This is a genomic window from Synechocystis salina LEGE 00031 (assembly GCF_015207985.1).
Lineage (GTDB): Bacteria > Cyanobacteriota > Cyanobacteriia > Cyanobacteriales > Microcystaceae > Synechocystis > Synechocystis salina.
The window spans coordinates 21279-38957 of sequence record NZ_JADEVV010000041.1 but is presented as its reverse complement, the minus strand read 5'-3'; the positions used below and the strand labels follow the sequence as shown (position 1 = coordinate 38957).

The window sequence follows — 17679 nt, the reverse complement described above, 5'->3', positions numbered from 1 at the left end:
AACTGAATAGGCTGATTGCCAAAAATGAGAATGCAATTGCGATTCAAATTTATACCTGTATAATTGCTTATTTGATACTGAAATTACTGGTAATCCCGAAAGAAGCAGGTACAACAATGTTAGATAAGCTACGTTATCTACAGGCTTTCATGTGTGAAAAAATAAGCTATGTACACTGGCTAAGGGAGTTAGCACTAAGGTGATGAATTTGCTTTGCTATAGGGTTATTCTGCTTATTTTTTGGTGGCACATAAATACCATTCAACGTTTCTGGAAAAAGCCATAAAAAAAGACTTCTTCTTTACGATACTCTAAATATCGGCAAATATCTGACTAGTTCATCACAGAAACTCATTTTTCCCACCTGTCCGTTCTGAGAGTCCAACCCCGATTTATTTTCTTCCCACTAATTTCATGATTATTCCGTATCTCCATCAAACTAAATTTTTGCCTTATTAATGCATTATAGGAAAAATATTCCCAAAATAGCCCATGAAATTTGGATATATCTGACAATTATGCCAAATTCTTCGCTCAGTCTTTTTTCAGAGGTATATCCTGCAGATTTATGTTGTGATCTCAAGAATTCCTTGCCGGTGATTAACCACCTAGATAATGAGTTTACGATCATTGTCGAAAAATGTTGTTCAAATCCCTCGCTTCTGAGTTAAATTGACAATACAATGTTCAGTGCCAGGATCTAAATTGCAATCTTTTACCCTATAAAAAGCTTGTATTATTTTAACCAGTTTTTACCCTTCCCAGGACTGGAATCTTTCGTCCTTTACTTTTTGCAAATTTATTTAATATATTGCTCTTTATATGAATTTCTTCTTGAATATCTATGAAAATACCAAGAACCATTGAATTTCGCTGATCTTCTTGATTTTTATCTTTTCAAATAAATGTTAGACTGAAAAACAAATTGCAGAGATAAAACATCATTTTTTATTAAAATTTTAGAATAGATTATTTTAATTTATTAAACTTATTATCTTCGTTGTTTTAACTGTATAGAGTTATTATGAAAAATTCCAAAATCGCTGTTTTTGGTTTAGGAGTTATGGGCAGTCCTATGGCTCAAAATCTGGTCAAACATGGTTATCAAACAATGGGTTATAATCGCAGCTTGAATCGTTCTTCTGCGCTAGAAGCGGCAAAAGCAGGAGTTAAAGTTGTATCTAGCATTGCGGAAGCGGCGGAAAATGCGGATATTATTCTCACCTGTGTTGGAGACGAAAAAGATGTTCAACAACTCATTTTAGGTTCGGGGGGCATTGCTGAATATGCGAAACCTCAAGCTTTAATAATTGATTGCAGTACTATTGGCAAAACTGCGGCTTGTGAGCTTGCCACAACTTTAAAAGCAAAGGGCTTGCGCTTTTTAGATGCACCGGTAACCGGGGGCGATATTGGTGCAGTCAACGGTACGTTAACCATCATGGTGGGGGGAGAGCTTGCCGATTTTGAAGAAGCTTTGCCTGTGTTCACAGCTATAGGGAAAAAAGTAGTTCATTGTGGTCTCAGTGGCAGTGGTCAAGCGGTTAAGCTCTGTAATCAAGTTCTTTGTGGTCTCCATGCGATCGCCGCTGCTGAGGCCATACAACTTTCCAAACAGTTGGGAATCGAACCAAATTTAGTGATTGATGTTTGCGGTAGTGGGGCAGCGGGTTCCTGGGCTTTAACCAATTTGGGGCCGAAAATGTCGAAAGCTGATTTTGCTCCAGGTTTTATGGTGAAACATCTTCTTAAGGATCTACGCCTTGTCCGAGAAGCTGCTGAAAATGGGGAATTACCAGGGGTTACGTTGGCAGAAAGTTTGTTTGAATCTATTCAATTGTTGGGGGGAGAAGACCAGGGTTCCCAAGCGATTATTCGTGCCTATGGTGAAACTTAGATGAATTTTGGCAAAGCATAAGACGACAAAATTAGATACTCAATTAAGCAATTTAATTTTGAGTTAATCTAGACCATATTTGGCATAATAATGGCTATTTAAAACTAATTTTTACCCCTTGCCATGTCAAATTGAAAGCACCGCTCTGCTTAACAATTATCGATGATAAAAACCCTGTACGATCTTGATCTCAATCAAGGAATTGAATATTTACAATCTCGAGATGCCCGACTCGGCACTTTAATTAATGGGTTAGAAGTTTGCTCATTGACCCATCATCCACCCCGAACAACACTCTTGGAGGCGATCGCCTGGGGGATTATTGGTCAGCAAATCAATACCAATACAGCCCAAATGTTATTCCAAAGATTTTTAGACTATGCCCAACCGAAGGGATGGACACCGGAAAATTTAGCTAATGTTGATCCTGAATCGTTCAGATCACTGGGCATCTCCCGCTATAAAACCCGCTACTTAAAAATCTGGGCGATCGCCTTGCAAAATGATTTTCCCCCTTTATTTGAATTGGAAACCTGGGATGATCTGGCCATTGTTGAACGGTTAACGGCTATTAAAGGCATTGGCCCTTGGACGGCCCAGCTTTTTCTCTTATTTCGTCTCCGTCGCCAGGATATCTTACCGAATCAAGATTTGGGAATCCGCATTGCGATTCAAAAATTGTATCAATTGCCCGATCGCCCTAATCCTAAACAAGTGTTTGAATACGGCAAAAACTGGCGACCCTATCGCAGTTTGGCTAGTTGGTATTTGTGGCGGAGTTTGTCGGCAACAGTTAGCGAAATTCATTTGTAAATGTTAGCGATGAAATTTTTCTGGCAAATAACTAACCCCATTGTTGGCGGAGGACTTCTGCGATGCGGCGGGCCGCTCCAGCTTCCCCCAATCGTTCCCGACCATTACGGGCGATCGCCTCTAGTCGCTCACCATCGGACAAAACTCGTTTTAAAGCTTCCCCAGTTTGCTCAGGACTGTCCAATAAAATTAAGGATTCACCCAAAAGCCAGGTTTGACGATGGGCAAAATAAGGATTGTATTGGGGACCAGATCCAGGAAAACTAATCACTGGTTTACCAAGGCCGACAAATTGTTCTGTAGCGGTACCAGCCATGGCGATCGCCGCTTGGGCATAGTGTAAACAATCGGCAAACTGCTGTTGACTCAAAACTAGACGGGCTTGGCTTTTTTGGTAAACGGGGCCTTTGATCAGGCAAGAAATTTTGTTGCTCAAAAGTTCCACGTTATTGTCCTCCAATCTTTGCCAACCGTGGGTTTCCACTTCAGCCATCAACGGTGCTAAGGGCAGGGAAGGGGCGATCGCTGCCAGGAAAGTTACGGAAGTATCGGGAAAATGGGCTAACACGGAGGTTAAACTTTGCCCAATCAGGGCCCAATTGCGTTCCATTTCTGGCGATCGGGAACCGGGTAACAGGGTAATGGTCAAACTCTGCCCTGGCTGTAACGGTTGGGGTTGGCAATCTCGCGGGTTTAAACCGTCCATCATCGGATTGCCCACGGGGAAACTAGCCACACCTTGGCTTAATAAACTTGCATGGGTGAGGCGATCGCGGGGAAAGACCGCTGTGCAATTTTTCCTCGTCATTAACCACCGCTCCCAAGGATAGTAGGCGGAACCAAGCCATTTTTCCCAAGCTTGGGTACTGGGTAACCATTCCCCAACGGGGGAGCGGAGATAATATTCCGACTTGGCTGTGCCCACAAAGGCGTAGTCGGCTTTACCCAACCAAGCTAGGGCTAGGGGCACGATATCCCCCACTGCCAGAACTTTGCCCCCTTGGGCTGTCCATTGTTTCAAACTCCCCAACTGGGCTTTAGTGAGCCCCCATAGCCCCCCCTGCACATCCCGCCATAGTTCCCTGGCATCCATGTTGTTAAAGCCACCGGAGGGCATGGTTTTCACCGGGCCAATTAGGGGAATGTTTAAGCGTCGATAACTACTGCCTTCCCCCACCAAGGGCAATCCCACTAATATTTCCCCCGGCTCCATCCCCGCCAGTGCACTCCAAGCCTGGCCAATACTAACGGCGATCGCATCTTCCCCATGGCCATTGCTGAGCAGTAAAATTTTCGGCAGCATCCAACACTCCCATCCGTTACACTAAAAATAAGCAGATTATTAAGAATTATTAAATAAGCATCACCATGGGTTGGGAATTTTTTTCGCTAGAGACATTGCAGGAATTGGCCCGTCAATATGGTTACGGAGCCGTATTCTTTGGCATTGCCTTGGAAAATGCGGGCATTCCCATCCCTGGAGAAACCATAACCCTGTTGGGGGGCTTTTTGGCCGGCAGTGGGGATTTAAGTTACGGCGGTGTATTAATTGCGGCGATCGCCGGGGCTGTGTTGGGCGACAGTTGTGGTTACTGGGTCGGACGTTGGGGCGGTTGGCCCTTACTGACCAGGGCGGCCAAACTGTTTAACATTCCCCAGGAAAAGCTAGACCAAGCCCGGCATAAATTTAGCCAAAATGGGGCAGCAGCGGTGTTTTTGGGGCGTTTTGTCACTCTGCTGAGGATTTTTGCGGGCCCCATGGCCGGCATTGTCCGCATGCCCTACGGCAAGTTTTTGCTCTACAACATCGGCGGTGCTTCCGTTTGGGCCACCATAACTGTCAGTTTGGCCTACTTTTTAGGGCGGGTGGTCACCATTGAGCAAATTATTGCCTGGACGACCCAATTCAGTTGGTTTGCCCTAGCTGCTGTGGTGGGAATGGTGGGCATATACTTTATCTTTCACTTCCTACAAAAGCGTTTTGATCAAACCATTGAGTCGGCCATAGGCGATCGCCCCCAATAATTGTTAGAACTGGATTAATACCTTTGCGAGGGAAAATACCATGGCCGTCAAAAAACAGTTTGCCAATTTTGCCGAAATGCTGGCCGGTTCCCCCAAGCCGGTGTTAGTGGACTTTTACGCTACCTGGTGCGGCCCCTGTCAAATGATGGCCCCCATTCTTGAGCAAGTGGGCAGTCATCTCCGCCAACAAATCCAAGTGGTGAAAATTGACACCGATAGATACCCGGCGATCGCCACCCAGTACCAAATCCAGTCTTTGCCAACGTTGGTGTTATTCAAGCAGGGGCAACCGGTGCATCGCATTGAAGGCGTACAACAGGCCGCCCAGTTAATCCAACAGTTGCAGGTTTTTGTTTAAATATAATTCCGGCGATCGGGAAGAAAACACTTTTCTTGTAGTCTCTCCCGTTTAGTTGGACTTTCCCATGGAATGTATTTGAAAAGTCCCTCTGACCTTCCGAGTTCGGAAAGAAACTAGATATCCATTGCCTATTGGCTGAAGCGTTAGGGGGCAAACTAAAACCTTGCAAACGGGCTCCTAGGACCTCATTTGTCAGGGAATGTTGGGTTGCTCCAGCTATTAGTAAGATAGCCAAATCATGAGAAAAGTGGAAGTTGTCCCCCATAACCAAAAATGGCGAACGGCGTTTGCAGTTGAATCGGAACGGGTCGCCGCTGAAATGGGAGAAAATGTTATCGCCGTACACCATATTGGCAGCACAGCTATTCCTGGCATCTATGCCAAACCCATCATCGATCTGTTGGTTGAAGTCAAAAATATTTTTAATGTGGATGAGCAGAACTCATCTATGGAATCAATTGGCTACGAAGTGATGGGAGAATTTGGCATTCCTGGTCGTCGATACTTTCGTAAGAACAACCAAGCGGGGTTCAGAACCCATCATATTCATATCTTCGAGGTTGGTTCAGAGCAAGTAAAACGTCACTTAAAATTTCGAGATTACATGATTGCCCATGCTGACGACGCCCAGAAATATAGCGAACTAAAACGCAAGTTGGCAAAAAAATATCCTACAAATATCGATAAATATATGGATGGTAAAGATCAATTTATTAGAGAAATAGAGAGGAAAGCGGCACAATGGCACAAAACACAAAAAAGTCAACTTTCAATAACTCAATAATTGCTGGTCAGTATTCCTTGATAGAGTTCAATTAATCAGCATCAATAGTCCGGCGAATCCAGCCGTTAACCGTAAATCGACTGTGGGCAAATTCTCTAGAAGGACAAATCACAGGCATTACTTCATGGCGGCAACGGCTATTAAAAAAGATAATGGAATTATTAGTGGGGGGTAATAGTTTGAAAATTGAAATGGGTAATAATAGTGCTGTTTTGAAGTTCCGTATCGTAGAGTTTTAACTCCCCCCCAGAAAATGCCTTTGGTTCTTGGTAAAAATAATAGACATAGGTGATTTGTCGGCTGGCTGTTTTTTCACTACGGGCATCGTTATGAATTTTGTAATAACAACCATCATTATGGGCTGTAAGTTGCACTTCAATTTCTGCAATTTTAAAAGGAGAAAAATTTAATTGCTCCAGTAACTCTGGTAACTTTTGCTTGATGCGTTCCCGAATTAGGGTTGACAAAGCGGGAATTTTTTTAGAAAACAGCACATAGGATTGGCGATATTGATCTGCCTTAGTGGTAGTGTTTGACTCCATATATTGCTGTCGTCTGTTAATTGCTTCTCTGATAAATTTTTCATTTTCCTCTGGGGATAAAAAGTCTTTAACTTCTACATAATTAGCACGCAAAAATATTGATTCCTACTATTGATCCCCCTGAATTATTTAAGATCAATAATACTTTTGTCGGACAATTTATGGTTGAACAATTTTAGCTGTTTTGTAGGTAACAAAAATCCCCCTCCCAATTAACAAAGGAAGGGGGACAACAGGCAACAAAGCCTTCAGATGATTAACAAGAATGGATTAAGGCTCCAATCATGGTTAAGAATGGGGCAATTACATCATGCCCATGCCACCCATGCCACCCATGCCGCCCATACCACCCATGCCACCCATATCGGGCATAGCGGGGGCCGCTGGTTCAGGTTTTTCCACTACCAGGGCTTCGGTGGTTAGCACCATACCAGCGATAGAAGCAGCATTTTGCAGGGCAGAACGCACCACTTTGGCGGGGTCGATGATACCAGCGGCAATTAGGTCTTCAATTTTGCCGGTGATGACGTTGTAACCTTGGTTGCCAGTGGCTTCTTTAACTTTTTCGACAATGACAGAACCTTCCACCCCGGCATTGCTGCCCAACTGGTGTAGGGGGGCTTCCAGAGCTTTGGCAATGATGTCGGCCGCCACCCGTTCTTCATCGTTGCTGAGTTGGGCTTTAAAGGCTTGAATTTTGCCAGCTAAACGGATTAGGGTTGTGCCACCACCAGGGACAATACCTTCTTCCACCGCTGCTTTAGTGGCGTTGAGGGCATCTTCAATGCGGAGTTTGCGGTCTTTGAGTTCCGTTTCAGTGGCGGCGCCGACTTTAATCACGGCCACACCACCGGCGAGTTTGGCGATGCGCTCTTGGATTTTTTCTTTGTCGTAGTCAGAATCGGACGCGGCGTATTCTTTGCGTAGTTGCTCAATGCGTTCTTTAACTCCGGCAGAGGCCCGTTTGTCCGCTCCAGCAACGAGGATGGTGTTGTCTTTTTCCAAAGTGGCTTTAACCGCTTGACCCAATTGATCCAAGTTCACGCTGTCGAGGCTCAGGCCAATATCTTCAGAAATGACACTACCACCGGTGAGGATGGCGATGTCCTGCAACACCGCTTTACGCCGATCGCCAAAGGCGGGGGCTTTAATGGCGGCCACGTTGAGCACACCCCGGGCTTTGTTGACCACTAGAGTGGCGAGGGCTTCTCCTTCAATATCTTCAGCAATAATCAGCAGGGGACGACCGGCCCGGGCAACGCTTTCCAGCACGGGTACCAAGTCGGCAATGGCGCTGATCTTTTTATCGGTGATTAAAATCAGAGGATTATCAAACTCCACCAATTGGCGATCGCTATCGGTGATGAAGTAGGGGGAAATGTAACCCCGGTCGATCTGCATCCCTTCTACCACTTCCAACTCGGTGTTGAGGGACTTGGACTCTTCCACGGTGATGACGCCATCTTTGGTGACTTTGTCCATGGCATCGGCAATCATGGCCCCTACTTCCGGATCGTTACCGGCGGATACGGTGGCCACCTGGGCGATCGCCGAACCTTCTACGGGTTTAGCCAAAGCCTCAATTTCTTGGACGAGGAAAGTGGTAACTTTTTCGATGCCCCGACGGAGAGCTACAGGGTTAGCTCCAGCGGCCACGTTACGTAAACCTTCCCGTACTAAAGCTTGGGCAATAATAGTGGCGGTAGTGGTGCCGTCCCCGGCGATTTCCTTGGTTTTGGAAGCAACTTCCTGGATTAACTTAGCTCCAGCATTTTCTTCCGGGTTAGACAGTTCAATTTCTTTGGCGACGGTGATGCCATCGTTGACAATTTGGGGAGCACCGTACTGCTTTTCTAATAAAACGTTGCGACCTTTGGGGCCGAGGGTAATCCGCACTGCATCGGCCAGGGCATTAATCCCTGCTTCCAGGGAGCGTCTGGATTCATCCTTAAAGGAAATAAGCTTAGACATAGACTAAAAAGTTACAAATAACGTCAAAGGTGGCGGACAAGTCCATAAAGCACTTTAGCACTCTTGGCAGTGGAGTGCTAAGCCAGGCAAGGTTCGGTTTTCCGTTCTTTGGGACGCTTAAGATACTGATTTTTTTTGCTTACTGACTGGTGGTGATGCCCCGTTCCCGCAGTTGCCGGATGAAATAATCTTCCAGGGAAGGTCTGGCCAAATTGAGGCTGATTAAACTGGCCCCAAGACTAGGTAGAGCATCCACTAGCGTTTGGGGATCTCCCTGGTAATCACCATGCCAGACATCCTGTTCCTGACTGAGGTTACCTAAATATTTGCTTAATTCCTCTACTTGTCCCCCCCGTAGGATCACTTGGTAACCTTCGTCGGTGCCCAACACTTCTGCTAAAGAACCGCTACAGAGCAATTCTCCCCGGGCCAAAATGGCAATGCGGTCACAAATTTGCTCCACGTCGGCCAAAATGTGGGAGTTGAAAAAGATGGTTTTGCCCTGTTCCTTGAGGGAGAGAATAATTTCCCGCACCTGGTAACGCCCCAGGGGGTCTAAACCGGACATGGGTTCATCGAGGAATACCACTTCTGGATCATTAATGAGGGCCTGGGCCATGCCCACCCGTTGCAACATACCTTTGGAATATTGCCGCAATTGCTTCTTTTTGGCAGTTTTTTGGGCCAGCCCCACTAAATCGCACATGGCCATAATGCGCCGTTGCCGTTCCCTTTTGCCAATCTGAAACAGGCTGCCGATGTAATCTAAAAATTCCCAGGCGGTTAAAAAGTCATAAAAATATGCATTTTCCGGCAGGTAGCCTACCCGTTGTTTAGTCTGGCGATCGCCGATGGGTTTGCCCAGGAGGGTGCCCCGGCCGCCGCTGGCACGGATAACCCCCAAAAGAATTTTTAATAAGGTAGTTTTGCCCGCCCCATTGGGACCAAGCAGGCCAAAGGTTTCTCCCGGTTGCACCGCAATGGATAAAGGTTTAAGGGATTCCACCTTCTGATTCATCCAAAAGCCAGTACGGTAGGTCTTGCTAATCTCCCAGGTTTCCACCACATGGCCCTGGATTGGTTCCTTTGCCTCGGCGATCGGAGTTGACACGACCATTAACTTATTTCCTCCCTGAAAAAGTCCTGCCCAGAAGACCTAACCACTAATACTAAAAACACATCGATCAGTTTCGATCATGGTGGAAAAGGTCTTAAAAATAACTGCGCAGGATTTGACATACTGCTGAGCCCATTGTTGAGCCAACTCAATTTGGGTTGGGGTCAACTGCTCCTGCTTTGGCCCTTGATAGTTAAGTTTAACGGCTTTTTTATCCACCTCAAACTGGGCGAACCATTCTTCCTTGGGCCGGGTCGATTGGAGATAACGACTAGCCATGGTACTACCTAAATAATGATTACCTAAACTACCCAAATATTCAAAAGTTAATAACAGGTCTTCCACCGTCAAGCTAGTGGGGAGGGAAGCTTGGCCAGACTGTTCCTCTTTGAGCGGGGTTTGAGCCTCGGTTTGAGGACTAGGAGCACTATCCCCTGCCACCTTGATCAGGCCGAAGTTTTCAGGCTTAAAACCGGCGTCAAACTGGGTTTGTTGATTGTATTTGGCATTGGTTAACTTTGCCCCAGTTAAATCTGCCCCCGTTAGCAAAGCCCCGTGCAAACGGGCTTCTTCAAGATTAGCCCTGGTCAATAACGCTCCGGCACAAAGGGCCTGGTCTAAATGGGCTCCCTGGAGATTAACTTTGAGCAAAAAGGTTTTTAGTAGGGATGCCTGCCCCAGGTCAGCCCTAGCCAAATTAGCGCCGGACAGATCCGCATTGTTAAAATAGCAACCCTGCAATTTACAGCCTTGCAAATCTGATCCCCGCAGGTTGGCCTCGCTGAAGTCTGAGCCACTAAAATCTGCTCCAGCTAGGGTGAAGCCGTGGAGGTCAATGTGCCGGAGGGCTAAGTTGGGAAAATAGCGCTCCCCTGCCTGGTATTGACTAAGAATCGCCTGGGCTTGATTACTGTCTACCATCGAAAATTTTTCCGCTGCCGAGACTGCCGGTCAATTAAGATTAACCCTATCTAGTGCAAACCATAGCATCCAGTGGGTAACTTGTTGTCAACCCTGCATTGTGCCCTGTCAACAGGGGACAAGGGTTTGCGTCCGTACCCCGGCAAATCCCCTCTAAAGCACTGGTTTCTGTCTTCTGTGGGCTATCTGCCTGGGAGCTAGAACTTTGCCCTTAAACATCGCCAAGGGTGCGACTAAATATTTTTTCTAGGAGGCCAACCATGGGCATATTTAGACTTTCTCAATTTTCCGCATCGGTGCTGTTATTATCCGGCACCCTTCTCACTGCCTTGCCCCCCTCTCCCCTGTGGGCCAACGAAATGCAACAACTGCTCACTGTCACTGGCCAAGCTTCGGAATCTGTCCCCACCACCCTAACGGAAGCCCAGCTAACGGTGGAAGTCCAAGCCGATACTGCTAACCAGGTTCAAACGGCGATCGCCGAACGGAGTAACCGTCTGGTGGAATATCTACGCAGTCAACGGGTGGATAAGTTACAAACCCAGGGGCTACAACTCCAGCCCAACTATGTCTATAGCAACAATGAAAGAAGGTTAGAAGGCTACATTGGCAGTAATACCGTCAGTTTTCAGTACCCAAGCGACCAAGTGGGAAAAATCCTTGACGAAGCTGTGCGGGCCGGGGCCAGTCGCATCGATGGTATTCGCTTTATCGCTACCCCTGAAACCCTCAAGGCAGCAGAACAAAAGGCCTTGGTCGCCGCCACCGCCGATGCCCAAACCCAAGCTCGGGTGGTGCTGTCCAGTTTAAATTTAACTCCCCAAAACATTGTCCGCATTGTTATTAATCCCAGTCCAGGGCAACCCATGCCCCTTTTTAGGGGGGCCCTGGCCGCTTCCCCGGTAGCGGGATCTGCGCCCACCCCGATTATTAGCGGTGATCAAACAGTACAGGCCACAGTGACCCTGGAAATTGCCTATTAATTGTTTCTGCTAGGGCGTCGGGCCATCCGTGGGATTGCCATTGCCGGGCTGAATCAAATCGGGAGTATTGCCAGGGTTCACTTCCGGTTCCCTAATTTCAGGGATGGGTAGCCAGTAGATCACCAGGGCAAAAACTGCTAAGCCCAAAGCTCCCAAGCTGGCGGGAATGGCCCGTTGCACAAAGGGTTCATCCGGTTGCCGGTGGCGACGGGACAGGGGTTCTAGGGTAAGGGAAAAGTCCGGTAAAGTATGGCGATCGCCAATAAATTGGTCCACAGCTTCCACCAGGTCAAAGAGTTCCACAGTGGATAGGTCAACGGCGATCGCCTCGGAGGATTCATCAGCCGGGGGATGCCACACCAAACGGTGCAGGGCCTGATCCGGCAGAGGGGTTAACTCGGCCCATTCCCCATTTTCTCCCCTGGTTTCTGTGGGATGGGGAATACCACTCAGACAACCCTGGGCGTAACTGTTGACCGCTTTGGCCAAGGCCTCCAAAAAAGCCCGGCCACCTTCCAAACTTTGGTTGGTGCCGAGGAACTGACAACGGGCATTGAGAATGATCTGCAAATCCTCGTTGCTAGAACTGGGATCAGTGCCGCTGGCCATGCCCTCCAGGGTGAGGGTACAGTTGGGTAAGCGATAGGGTCTTTGAATATTCAAGCCACTTCTCCGTCAAACAAGCTGATCCATAAACGTTCCATGCCGATGGTGCCAGTGCAAAACAATAATTGGTTGAGCAAACCCAGGGCAAAATCGTCCATGGCCGGTTCCGAAGCCAACAACACCGATACTTTAGCCCGGCGGGGATTCATCCGGCTACTAAAATGGGAACGGAATTGGTCTAGGTAATCCGACAGTAAAAAATTAGTACCCACCGGCAACTGTTTGGCCCGCATTTGTCGTTCCGCAATGAGCAATTGCCGCATAGTCACATTCAACGGCTTGGCCTGGTAATGGGCGATCGCCGTCAGGGCCTTGGCTTGGTCGAGGGTGAGCAGGGTGCGGTTGTAGGAACGTCGCCAGGGATTAGTACAACGTAACCGCCACAGAGCCAGGGCATGGGGAAAAATGGACTGTAGCCCCAAACTTTCCGCACTGGCCAGCATTTTCGACGCTGAACCAACATCCAAAGCCTCGATCGCCAGTAAGAGCAAATCAAGGCGTTGCTGTAACTGACTGGCACACCGCTGATTAGAGAGGGGAAAATCCGGCAAAGTTTTTAGCACAGCGGCCTGTTCTTCAACAACAACGGCGGCATCAGACATGGGCAAAGTTAACAGGCTGAGTTGGGTAACGGAGCAGAGCAGCCCAAAGGCTACCCAGAACATAGTCTAAATTTTGACACTGCAAACCATGGTATCGCATCGAGTCAGACTCCCATCAAAAACCACGGCTGACCAAGAAAAAGCCAGTCTGCAAAGCACCGATGATTAACCCCAGCACTCCCCCCAGATTAACAATGGCCTGGAGTTCACTGCGGACAATGGCCTGGACAGCGGTTTCCAGCTCGGCGGCAGGGGTTTCGTTAATACGGTTGATAATCACCTGGTCAATGGCCAGGATGGGAATAATTTGCTTGACAATTTTTTCCAGGTCATCTTCCAAATACCGTTCCAAAATTGAGGCTAATTCCTCACTTACCAAGCCCAGGGAGCCGGTGACTGCCGTGGAAGATTGGAGCCGATTGACAATGAGCACTGCCACATTATCCCAGTCCACCGAGTTACCAAAATCCTTCAGAAAAGGTTCCCCCCGCTCCCGAATATAGGTACGCACCACTTCCCCTGTGGTCCGCCGCAATTGTCGCACCGTCGAAACAGGTAAATTTTCCAAGGATAATTGCTGTAGCCAGTCCTTGAGGCGATTCCGAATTTCCAAGGAAAGTAATAATTCCTTCAGGCGCAAATTGGCCGTTTCCTTTTCCTCCAGGCAAAAAGCCCGCAAACGGGTGAGGGAATTACGCACCCCAAATAAATTAGCCACCACCCAATAGGTGCCACTGGTTTTTTCCCGAAAACCCTCGTCAATTACCTGGATATTGCGATCGCTCAAAAAATCCACCAACGCCAAACGAATGGTATCCGGCGGCAACACCGTACCTAGTAACCAATCAGCGAACTGACGGGATTGCAGTTCCGACAATCGAAATTCCAGCAAAATTTGATCAAAAATCCGGTTAATCTGATCCGAGAGAAAATTATCCTGCCGGGCCAGGGCTTTTAGTAAGCGGGGCAAAGATTCACTAAATAAATCCCGTAAAATATTGGCGAGAATTTGGGCGGTTTTTTGTTGCTTATCTTCGCGAATTTGTTTCAGGGCCAATTGCAATAGCCACCCCAAGGCCCCCTCTACCCGGTCCCGTTGCAGTAGTTTACGGGCTAGCCGTTGCAGTTCCTCCGGGGTCAGCAAAGACCCCATAATAGTGTCGGAAACCCTCTTGGCCAGACGTTCCTGGTTGCGGGGAATTAATCCAGGGGTGAAGGGCAGTTGATAGGGCCCCAAAAAGAGGGGTTTGTAGGGACGAAATAGCATTTTGATGGCTAAATCGTTGGTGAAATAGCCAATAATTCCCCCCGCAATGGGGGGTAAAGCTAGGGTGAGGAGTAGGGAGTAGTTAATCATCATCAATGGCAAGGCAAGGCAATCCCCAGCCCAGACGGAACAGGATTCAGAGGATCATAATCTTGGCCAGACCGGGGTGAAGATGAAGAAGCATCAAGGTTTCTCATCAGTGCGAACACAATTTTTGCCCCTCCTTCCCAAAGTAATAAATCCCGCCATTGAAAGTCGAAGATCACTGTCTCAGCTTTAATAAATTTTCCTGCACCACCGGTGGTAAACGGCGCATAATTTTGCCCTTGGCCGGATCGATCGCCACTAGGGTAATTTTGCCAGTCACACAGAGTTCCCCGGTTTCTAGGCAAACAATTTGATTTTGCCATTCCAACCGTACTTTCTGGATTTCTTGCATTTGCACTTTAATCACTGCGGTTTGCCCCAGGCGGATGGCCCGGTGGTAGCGTAGGGCCAGGTTCACCACTGGTAAATCACAGCCCAGCTTGACCAAATCGGCAAAATCCACTCCAATGGACCGCAAACATTCAACTCGGGCGGTTTCCAACCAGGTTAGGTAGGTGCCATGCCAAACAACGCCGCCGTAATCAGTGTGGTGGGGCTGCACCCGGACCATAATCTCAAACCACTTTTCGGTCACAGCCTCCAGTTCCGGTCGGGGAACTAGGCAATGGTCTCCTGGGGGGCTTGGGGGTAATTGGGGCTTTGGGGAATCACTCACAGTCAATCTAAAGGGGCCGTTAAACAAAGCTAATCCCCATCATACCTAGTCTGGGGTAGCCTCTGTTATCGGTTCCCTTGGGGGAGCAAAGCCAACGGCATGGTCTGGTAAGTTCCACTTTTGGGCCAGGGCTAACACTTGACCCCTGGCGATCGCCGTTTCAAACACGGAGGAGAAAATGACGGGAATGGGATGGGTTTTTAGCCAATTACTCAGCACCCTGGGATCCCCCATAATGGCTGCTTTGAGGATGTAAAGCCCCGGCCAACCCTCGTCGTAGAGTTTTTGCAGTTGAGGTAAGCTACACACCGCTTCGTCTAGGGCAATGGGGGTGACAAAATTCCGTTGCAGTCTAAACATTTCAGCAATTTGCCCAGGGGGTAGGGGTTGCTCCAGGTATTGGACTTTGGGCGCAGAATCTTCCCTTTGGCGATCGAGCAGGATTAACCATTCTTGGGCCGTGTCCACACTCAAACCTCCGTTGGCATCCAAACGTAAATTTATTTGTCTGGGTAATTTCTCCAATGCTGCTAGCAGTTGTAAATACAAATCCTGTTCTGTCAGGAAATCATCGACTGCAATTTTCCACTTGACGGTATTGGCAGTTAACTTTTTCCCTGAATTGAGGTAATCCAGGGCTCTTTTTCCCGTTGGCAATAGCTGACAATAATTAATATTTTGTGGATTGGTTTCAACCAAACTTTCAGAACTTAATTCTAACTCCGCCGCCCCAAACGCAAACTGGCAACAGGGTAGGCGATCGCCAATTTTCCTAATCTGCTCTGGCGTAATCTGACCTTTCAAACCATGGCAAAAATCCGTAGCGCTGGCCAAATCCTCCGTACCAAACCACGGTAGGGGGGCAATTTCTCCTCGGCCCCTGTTTCCCCTTTGGTCAGTTAACTCCACAATCAAACCCTGTCGCCGTTCCCAATGGCCATGGGCTGTCACCACTGGGTTAGGCAGGGGAAAATTGTAGGAATAAAAGTTGACTTGATAGGATTCCCCCATGGAACAGGCTGGGTTCAAGGACTCTATTAATCTGAAAAAATAAAGAAAAGAGAGGTGTTTTTACCTCCCTTGATAAAATTTCTAACAACAGTTCACCGATTGACTAACTATTACCGTTGACTAAATTGTCGGCACCGTCAACCACCTTGGCCGAGACAATTTTGTCCCCTTCGCTTAACTGTTCCAAGGTTTCTTTGCCATCTACTACGTAACCGAAGACAGAATAACGGCCGTCCATCAAATTAAATCCCGGTGGAGTTAGTTCCGTATCAAATTTAAAGAAGAAAAATTGGGAAGAACCACCATTGGGTTCCGTTTCCGGCCGAGCTAAGGCTATCGCCCCGTAGGCATTGAAAGGCAAAGCTAGTTCCGGTAAGTACATACCGGCATCTTCCAAGGTCATGCCATAGATGGGCCCTTCTTCCCCTTTAACCAAAATTTCCAGGGGAATGGCGCGATATTGTTTGGTTTGGGGGTCAATAAAGCCCGCTTCTGGCCCTGGGGGATCCCCCGCTTGGGTCACAAAGAAATCTTCTGAACGGATGAAAGGTAAACCGTCATAGAATTTGCGTTGCACCAAATCCACAAAGTTACCGGCGTTAATGGGGGCGCTATAGCCATCCACCACAATGGTTAGGGGTCCTTTATTGGTGGTCATTTCCACCGTGGCCCGGCCGTTCAGTTGGGGCAGGTTGGCAAATTCTTCGGGAATGGCAAAGGGGAAATCCGTCACCATCAGAGCTTCCAAATCTCCGATCGCCGTCAGGGCCGATTGACGCAGGCCAATCACCTGTTCCTTATCTTTTGCATCCACCGCTGCGGCCAAATCAGTTAAATCAGTTTTGACATTGCCCAATAAAGTTTCCGCCTCCGCTTGGCGATCGGCCGGTACCCCAGCGAGAATTTTATCTTCCTTCAGGGTGATGGTCAGATTAGCAGCCCGCACATCTTTTTTAATTGCCGGCCAACGCTTCGCCCGGATATGGTTAGAAATATCTTCCAAGCTATCCTGCAAGCGCCGCACCTCTGGATTATCGATGGGCAGAGCGTAGCGCAAAATGGCATTGGGATCCGTAATGGCATTGCCCTGGGCCAAAGCACCCAACAGCATCGGCTGGCCCAAAGGTAAGCTCAACCCCGGCATCGCCCAAGTCAGAGATAGTATTGTAAGTACCAGGGACATCAAGCCCAACCGCAGGCCCTGTCGGGTAATTATCCCCAGGGGAATTTTAATAATTTGCATCATAATGATTGTGGTTTGTTCTCCAGCATAGGGGGCAACAGCAAAATTTTCCCACTTCAACGCCCCCATCCCCTAGTAGAATGTTGGGTGAACTTTTGAGTCTTTCTTGGCTTCCATGATATCCAGTAACGATTTTCGCACAGGTACAAGTATTGTGATGGACGGCGCAGTCTGGAAGGTGGTGGAATTCCTCCACGTTAAACCAGGCAAGGGTTCCGCCTTTGTGCGTACCAAGCTCAAAAGTGTTCAAACTGGCAATGTAGTGGAAAAAACTTTCCGGGCGGGGGAAACGGTGCCCCAGGCCAACATCGAAAAATCAGTCATGCAACATACCTATAAAGATGGTGACCAATATGTCTTTATGGACATGGAAACCTTTGAAGAGGTGAGCATTGCCCCGGATACCCTGGGAGATAAGGCCAAATTCATCAAAGAAGAGATGGAAGTTAGTGTGGTCACCTGGGATGGCACTATCCTTGACGTTGAATTGCCCACCAGTGTGGTGCTGGAAATTGTTGAAACTGACCCCGGTGTGAAGGGGGATACGGCCACTGGCGGCACCAAGCCGGCAATTTTGGAAACTGGTGCCCAGGTGATGGTGCCCCTATTCATTGCCCAGGGAGAAAAGATTAAGGTCGATACCAGGGATGGTTCCTATCTGGGACGGGACAATGCCTAAGCTGTGGTTAACTTGATCAATTGGGTAGATGGAT

At 47.9% G+C, this 17679-nt stretch carries 17 protein-coding genes and 2 pseudogenes; 8 read left to right on the top strand and 11 right to left on the bottom strand.

The features are described from left to right. From IQ217_RS13695 to IQ217_RS13685, 3 genes and pseudogenes are all read left to right on the top strand, one after another. A pseudogene (locus IQ217_RS13695) lies at window positions 1–203 on the top strand (IS4 family transposase); the annotation flags it as partial. 821 nt (window positions 204–1024) lie between these two features. Continuing rightward, window positions 1025–1897 (top strand): NAD(P)-dependent oxidoreductase, encoded by an 873-nt coding sequence (locus IQ217_RS13690; protein WP_194020371.1) that lies wholly within the window; start codon window positions 1025–1027, stop codon window positions 1895–1897. A gap of 162 nt (window positions 1898–2059) precedes the next feature. Continuing rightward, on the top strand, window positions 2060–2710 hold the full coding sequence (locus IQ217_RS13685; RefSeq protein WP_194020370.1) for a DNA-3-methyladenine glycosylase family protein: 651 nt from the start codon (window positions 2060–2062) through the stop codon (window positions 2708–2710). Window positions 2711–2741: 31 nt separating this feature from the next. On the opposite strand, the gene IQ217_RS13680 is transcribed toward IQ217_RS13685, so the two are convergent. Then, the gene (locus tag IQ217_RS13680; protein ID WP_194020369.1) at window positions 2742–4013 is read right to left on the bottom strand and encodes a lipid-A-disaccharide synthase-related protein; all 1272 of its coding nucleotides are present in this window, start codon (window positions 4011–4013) and stop codon (window positions 2742–2744) included. Between the two features lie 65 nt (window positions 4014–4078). Between IQ217_RS13680 and IQ217_RS13675 the strand changes: the two genes are divergently transcribed. From IQ217_RS13675 to IQ217_RS13665, 3 genes are all read left to right on the top strand, one after another. Continuing rightward, the gene (locus IQ217_RS13675) at window positions 4079–4735 is read left to right on the top strand and encodes a DedA family protein (RefSeq protein ID WP_190598269.1); all 657 of its coding nucleotides are present in this window, start codon (window positions 4079–4081) and stop codon (window positions 4733–4735) included. 40 nt (window positions 4736–4775) lie between these two features. Next, window positions 4776–5093 carry a thioredoxin gene (gene trxA, locus IQ217_RS13670; protein WP_194020368.1) on the top strand — a complete coding sequence of 106 codons (318 nt, stop codon included), beginning with the start codon at window positions 4776–4778 and terminating at the stop codon, window positions 5091–5093. A 241-nt stretch (window positions 5094–5334) separates the two neighbouring features. Continuing rightward, window positions 5335–5880: a GrpB family protein gene (locus tag IQ217_RS13665; RefSeq protein WP_194020367.1), complete on the top strand. Its 546-nt coding sequence runs from the start codon at window positions 5335–5337 to the stop codon at window positions 5878–5880. Window positions 5881–5911: 31 nt separating this feature from the next. On the opposite strand, the pseudogene IQ217_RS13660 reads toward IQ217_RS13665, so the two are convergent. The 4 genes and pseudogenes from IQ217_RS13660 to IQ217_RS13645 form a co-directional block, all read right to left on the bottom strand. Then, window positions 5912–6527: pseudogene (locus IQ217_RS13660) on the bottom strand (2OG-Fe(II) oxygenase); the annotation flags it as partial. Between the two features lie 198 nt (window positions 6528–6725). Beyond that, entirely contained in the window at window positions 6726–8393 is a 1668-nt protein-coding gene (gene groL / locus IQ217_RS13655) for a chaperonin GroEL (protein WP_194020366.1), read from the bottom strand. Window positions 8394–8532: 139 nt separating this feature from the next. Beyond that, on the bottom strand, window positions 8533–9510 hold the full coding sequence (locus tag IQ217_RS13650) for an ABC transporter ATP-binding protein (protein WP_190598273.1): 978 nt from the start codon (window positions 9508–9510) through the stop codon (window positions 8533–8535). A 39-nt stretch (window positions 9511–9549) separates the two neighbouring features. Next, on the bottom strand, window positions 9550–10431 hold the full coding sequence (locus tag IQ217_RS13645; RefSeq protein WP_194020365.1) for a pentapeptide repeat-containing protein: 882 nt from the start codon (window positions 10429–10431) through the stop codon (window positions 9550–9552). A 260-nt stretch (window positions 10432–10691) separates the two neighbouring features. Between IQ217_RS13645 and IQ217_RS13640 the strand changes: the two genes are divergently transcribed. Next, a complete protein-coding gene (locus tag IQ217_RS13640) occupies window positions 10692–11414 on the top strand; it encodes an SIMPL domain-containing protein (RefSeq protein ID WP_228024248.1) in 723 nt (240 codons plus the stop codon). A 9-nt stretch (window positions 11415–11423) separates the two neighbouring features. Here IQ217_RS13640 and IQ217_RS13635 read toward each other — a convergent pair whose 3' ends face one another. From IQ217_RS13635 to IQ217_RS13610, 6 genes are all read right to left on the bottom strand, one after another. Then, window positions 11424–12077 (bottom strand): DUF4335 domain-containing protein, encoded by a 654-nt coding sequence (locus IQ217_RS13635; RefSeq protein ID WP_194020363.1) that lies wholly within the window; start codon window positions 12075–12077, stop codon window positions 11424–11426. Beyond that, window positions 12074–12745: a DUF3038 domain-containing protein gene (locus IQ217_RS13630; RefSeq protein ID WP_228024247.1), complete on the bottom strand. Its 672-nt coding sequence runs from the start codon at window positions 12743–12745 to the stop codon at window positions 12074–12076. The genes IQ217_RS13635 and IQ217_RS13630 overlap by 4 nt, the downstream gene beginning before the upstream one ends. 52 nt (window positions 12746–12797) lie before the next feature. Then, complete coding sequence (locus tag IQ217_RS13625) at window positions 12798–14042, bottom strand: DUF445 domain-containing protein (protein WP_194020362.1); 1245 nt, start codon at window positions 14040–14042, stop codon at window positions 12798–12800. Window positions 14043–14211: 169 nt separating this feature from the next. Then, window positions 14212–14712, bottom strand: coding sequence for a YbgC/FadM family acyl-CoA thioesterase (locus IQ217_RS13620; protein ID WP_190598278.1), 501 nt, complete (start codon window positions 14710–14712; stop codon window positions 14212–14214). Window positions 14713–14757: 45 nt separating this feature from the next. Then, complete coding sequence (locus IQ217_RS13615) at window positions 14758–15723, bottom strand: o-succinylbenzoate synthase (protein WP_194020361.1); 966 nt, start codon at window positions 15721–15723, stop codon at window positions 14758–14760. A 103-nt stretch (window positions 15724–15826) separates the two neighbouring features. Further along, a complete protein-coding gene (locus tag IQ217_RS13610) occupies window positions 15827–17035 on the bottom strand; it encodes a peptidylprolyl isomerase (RefSeq protein WP_194020360.1) in 1209 nt (402 codons plus the stop codon). 46 nt (window positions 17036–17081) lie between these two features. Between IQ217_RS13610 and efp the strand changes: the two genes are divergently transcribed. Next, entirely contained in the window at window positions 17082–17645 is a 564-nt protein-coding gene (gene efp, locus IQ217_RS13605; protein WP_190598281.1) for an elongation factor P, read from the top strand. Window positions 17646–17679: the final 34 nt, after the last annotated feature.